Below are 3,891 nucleotides of genomic sequence, written 5' to 3'. Positions count from 1 at the left end.
CCGGGGACATGGAAAAGGTCCTGCCCGAGAAAAGATCGGTCGAACAGTGTACCTTCCAACTTCGCTTGTGTATGTCGATACCAATGAATAACTTGGGTGGGGCAGTTTGTTGTGTTTTCATATCTTTTGATTTTGGTGAATCTTAAAGATACTCGACAGGCTGCTTTTACATAGATGCTATAAAAAAATAGGCGAAATAGTAGTAAAATTAAAGGTTTTGGCTCGTATCAAAGTTTGTGCTTAACCCATAGTTTCGTGCTTCGAAATCGCCTACTTTTCATATACTAAACGTTAGCTTGCATTAAAAAAGCTCACTCAAATGCAAATTTTACGGAACTAAAAAAAATGAGATTTTATCGGAAATTTATAGTAAATTGAAATTTGTAACCAAAAATAAGACGTTGCGGAAATTTAGCAAGTTTGCGGAACTAAAAAAAGAAAAAAACCAGTTTGCGGACTGAAAAACTGAACGAAATTTGCAACGGATTTTTGAGCATTTAAGCGGAATTAGAAAACGACCGAACTCACTCAAACCCTAAAAAAAGGAGAAAAATCTAAAACGGAATTGTAAACCAAAATTTAAAAACGCAAGCTAACAATGTATAAAAATAATGCGGACAAATCGCTTAACCAAAAGTTAGTGCATGTTTGCAAGCTTCCGATTTTCCTTCGGAAAATCGCCGCTCACAAACCCGCACTATTCTTATACTAGCCGTTGTAGCACATTTGAGAAAAACCTGAATCAATGAGAAAAATTAGAGTAGAACGAAATTCTGAATGGAATAATAAAGCTCGTGCAATCGGAATTTATATTGACGGAGAAAAAGTCGGAACAATAAATGACGGAGAAACTCAAGAGTATGAAGTTGAAAACGGAAAACACGAGATTTTTGCAAAAATAGATTGGTGTAGAAGTCCAAAAATTGAGCTGAATATAGCCGAAAATGAAACTAAAACTATAAAGTTAAGCGGATTTAAATATTCCAAATGGATTTTACCAGCTTTACTTGGAATTATGCTGTTCTATTATCTTGGAAAATATGCTCTGAATATTGACTTGAACTTCTTGATTTGGATTTTGGCAATCGGATTTTTATACCCAATTTATTATATAACATTTGGAAAAAATAGATATCTGATATTAACTGAAAAAGAAGATAAAAACGTGCTACAACACCGTGTATAATTAATGGCTAGTTCTCGCCTACTTACGAAAATCCTCGCGGATTTTCTATTTGGTTTTTATTTGCTAAATTAGGTGCTTAAACACGCCACTAATCATACACAAAACCGTTGGCATACATTTCGAAAAGAACAAGCCGCTAATACGAATAGAACAAATATGACTACCACCCAATTTGAACTTAAAAAAGCAAACAGATTTTTACCTCATATTTTATTAATTGGATTGGGGATTGGGAGCGCTAATTTTATAATGCATGGTGGCCTGAATTGGATCCAATGGGCTATTCAAGCCTTATCTACTAGTTTCCTTATCGGTTATTCAACTGTATTATTAGGAATTAATAAGTCTTGGTTAAAAATAAATATTAGTCCGATTTGGAAACTATATATTGTACTGATTAGTATATTTTTACTTGTTGGTTTTTTTGCAACAGAAATTGAGCATGTAATCCGAGCGTTGATTTTCAAAAGCGAATCTTATCTTCCATTTTCAGCTGGCAAAATGTATGTTTTTAACGGAGTAATATCTGGTGTGTTAGGTTTAAGTGTTTTTGAGAATAATTATCTTGTTCAAGGTAGTAAATCCAAATCAACTGAAAACAATTTGGAGTTGGGCGGTGATTTATATCCTCAAGAGAAATTATCAAAATCGACTGATATTGCTTCAAGTATTCCAGTAAAGCAAGGTGATTGTATTCTATTAATTCCTACAATTGAAATCGTCTATTTTGAAGCATATGATAATTATTCTTTTGTATTTGATGTAAACGGACAAAAAAAGCTTTGCGATTATTCATTACTCTTCCTGGAAAAAAGGCTTGAAAATTTATTCTCGAGAATTCATCGAAAATATCTCGTTAATGAAGATTATATCAAGCAAATTAAACCACATATTAATGGTCGATACATTATTGAATTTTCCGTAAAAGGAATATCATCTATAACTAGCAGTAAAACTTATTCCGACAAAATTAGAAGGTTAATTAAGATAGAGTAGTTGATACGTTTGTTTCCTTTTAAAAAATTGTATTCTCTATTTTATTATTCACACTTTAATAATCATCACTCACTTGATTTTATGACCTTTTACCATGAAGTCGTTTCATAACTTATTAAAATTCTTCTACTTGCATTTGAATTTAATATAGAACAGCAAAAACTGTTCAAACAGATTATTAACCTTTAATTTATTTTTATGAGAACGATAACAACATTTGTTTTATTGACAATGTTATTTATTACAAGTATTTCTTGCAATAACTCAAATACTAAAAACGATTATGAATATACGGAAGCGAATCATCCTGTTAGAACTATTTATTTATCGACAATTGAAGCGTTGAATGAAGGAAATCTTGATTTATTTCTGGCCAACTTTGCACCAGAAATAAAGATGTATGGGACTGACGGCAACTATTTCGGACAAAAAGCATTAAGAGAACGTTTTGAGAATATACTTCAACAATTTCCCAAAGTAAGAATGGAAATCCCAGAACTAAAGCTGGAGATTCTGTCGAAAAATGTAGTCCTTGTGAACTTTGAATGGAAAGTGTTTCCAATGGGTCAAGGACCAGCTTTTAGTGGAATAGGGTCAGGAATATATACAAGGGACGGAGATAAATGGATTGAAGTTCTAGAAGTCGAAACTATCACAAATATTGATGAAGCACTAAAACAAAAATAAAGAAAAGGAATTCAAATCATAAAACGTATGCCAACAACGTGTATAGCTCATTGCAGCTGAAGTCTTTAATCGAATTTCATTAAGATTTACGATCTTTTGATTACAGTGGAAAATTATAGCTGATTTTCCGCAACGAGCCATACACAAGACTGATGATGTACAATTCACCTAAAGGTGAACCCAAGTCGCTACATTGTCGCCAAAGGCTCCAATTCCCGCCCCTTGGGATTTGTACATCATCGCAGGGCCATGCCAGTTTGCATAATCCGTAGGATGAGGGACCATCCAACCTATCACCTTTAGGCGCCATCGAGGAAAACTGTACATATCAACGGCTATATGCAACCTGGCCACGTTCAACACGTATTTGTAAATTTATCCCAACAAGTTGCGTAAATTTAAAATCCGTAACGTGGCTTCACATAGCCCTGCGTTGGCATCCATTTGGAAACCAGTACACAAATATACAAAAAATATAGATATGAATAGCTATCGACACTACGGATTAGAAAACGAAAAAAGAATTAATAAAATAAAGTCTGACAACGAAAAATCAAGAACACCTGAACTTGTTAATTATTTTGTTGGCAAGGAAAGTGAAACTTTAGATAGTGTTATAAAAACTATAATAAAAATAAATGATGTTAATGAAATTAATAAAGAGGTGCTAAAAAGAAAAATATCTATTCATCCAATGTATATTGACTTAATAAAAGAATTTTATGAATTAAATGAAAGTACAGTAAATGAAATAGATGAAGAATGGACTTCTTCTTTTAAGTCTTTGGCGAATAAAATTGTATAGGAAATACGTTTGAATAAAAATAAGTCTAATTCTTAGACACTATCCCACCAAGTGTGTAAGTTAAAAATAACGAGGGTTGGACTTTTATCTAAAGTCTGACCCTTTTTTCATAGATTGTAAGGAACTGGTTTAAAATTATGCCCCAGTTCCTGATGGGCATGGACCACTTCTTGGTGGCCTCCCTTGTTGCCAAATATACGGATTTCATCACCGCATC

At 33.1% G+C, this 3,891-nt stretch carries 5 protein-coding genes and 1 pseudogene; 4 read left to right on the top strand and 2 right to left on the bottom strand.

Annotation, left to right across the window (positions count from 1 at the left end; all coding sequences use genetic code 11):
* Positions 1–745: 745 nt before the first annotated feature.
* The 3 genes from BFP75_RS19455 (at position 746) to BFP75_RS19445 (ending at position 2,869) form a co-directional block, all read left to right on the top strand.
* Positions 746–1,186 carry a hypothetical protein gene (locus BFP75_RS19455; protein WP_099546997.1) on the top strand — a complete coding sequence of 147 codons (441 nt, stop codon included), beginning with the start codon at positions 746–748 and terminating at the stop codon, positions 1,184–1,186.
* Positions 1,187–1,342: 156 nt separating this feature from the next.
* Complete coding sequence (locus tag BFP75_RS19450; RefSeq protein WP_123803513.1) at positions 1,343–2,182, top strand: LytR/AlgR family response regulator transcription factor; 840 nt, start codon at positions 1,343–1,345, stop codon at positions 2,180–2,182.
* A 198-nt stretch (positions 2,183–2,380) separates the two neighbouring features.
* Positions 2,381–2,869 (top strand): YybH family protein, encoded by a 489-nt coding sequence (locus BFP75_RS19445; RefSeq protein WP_099546995.1) that lies wholly within the window; start codon positions 2,381–2,383, stop codon positions 2,867–2,869.
* 168 nt (positions 2,870–3,037) lie between these two features.
* Here the strand turns inward: BFP75_RS19445 and BFP75_RS22000 are convergent, their stop codons facing one another.
* Entirely contained in the window at positions 3,038–3,196 is a 159-nt protein-coding gene (locus BFP75_RS22000) for a hypothetical protein (RefSeq protein ID WP_165776517.1), read from the bottom strand.
* A gap of 85 nt (positions 3,197–3,281) precedes the next feature.
* Here BFP75_RS22000 and BFP75_RS19440 point away from each other — a divergent pair, with 85 nt between their 5' ends.
* Positions 3,282–3,674, top strand: coding sequence for a hypothetical protein (locus tag BFP75_RS19440; RefSeq protein ID WP_123803512.1), 393 nt, complete (start codon positions 3,282–3,284; stop codon positions 3,672–3,674).
* An 88-nt stretch (positions 3,675–3,762) separates the two neighbouring features.
* Here the strand turns inward: BFP75_RS19440 and BFP75_RS22490 are convergent.
* Positions 3,763–3,891 (bottom strand): annotated as a pseudogene (locus BFP75_RS22490) (IS256 family transposase); the annotation flags it as partial.

This window comes from Maribacter sp. 4G9, assembly GCF_002742265.1.
GTDB lineage: Bacteria > Bacteroidota > Bacteroidia > Flavobacteriales > Flavobacteriaceae > Maribacter.
This window is presented reverse-complemented; position numbering and strand designations above follow the sequence as displayed.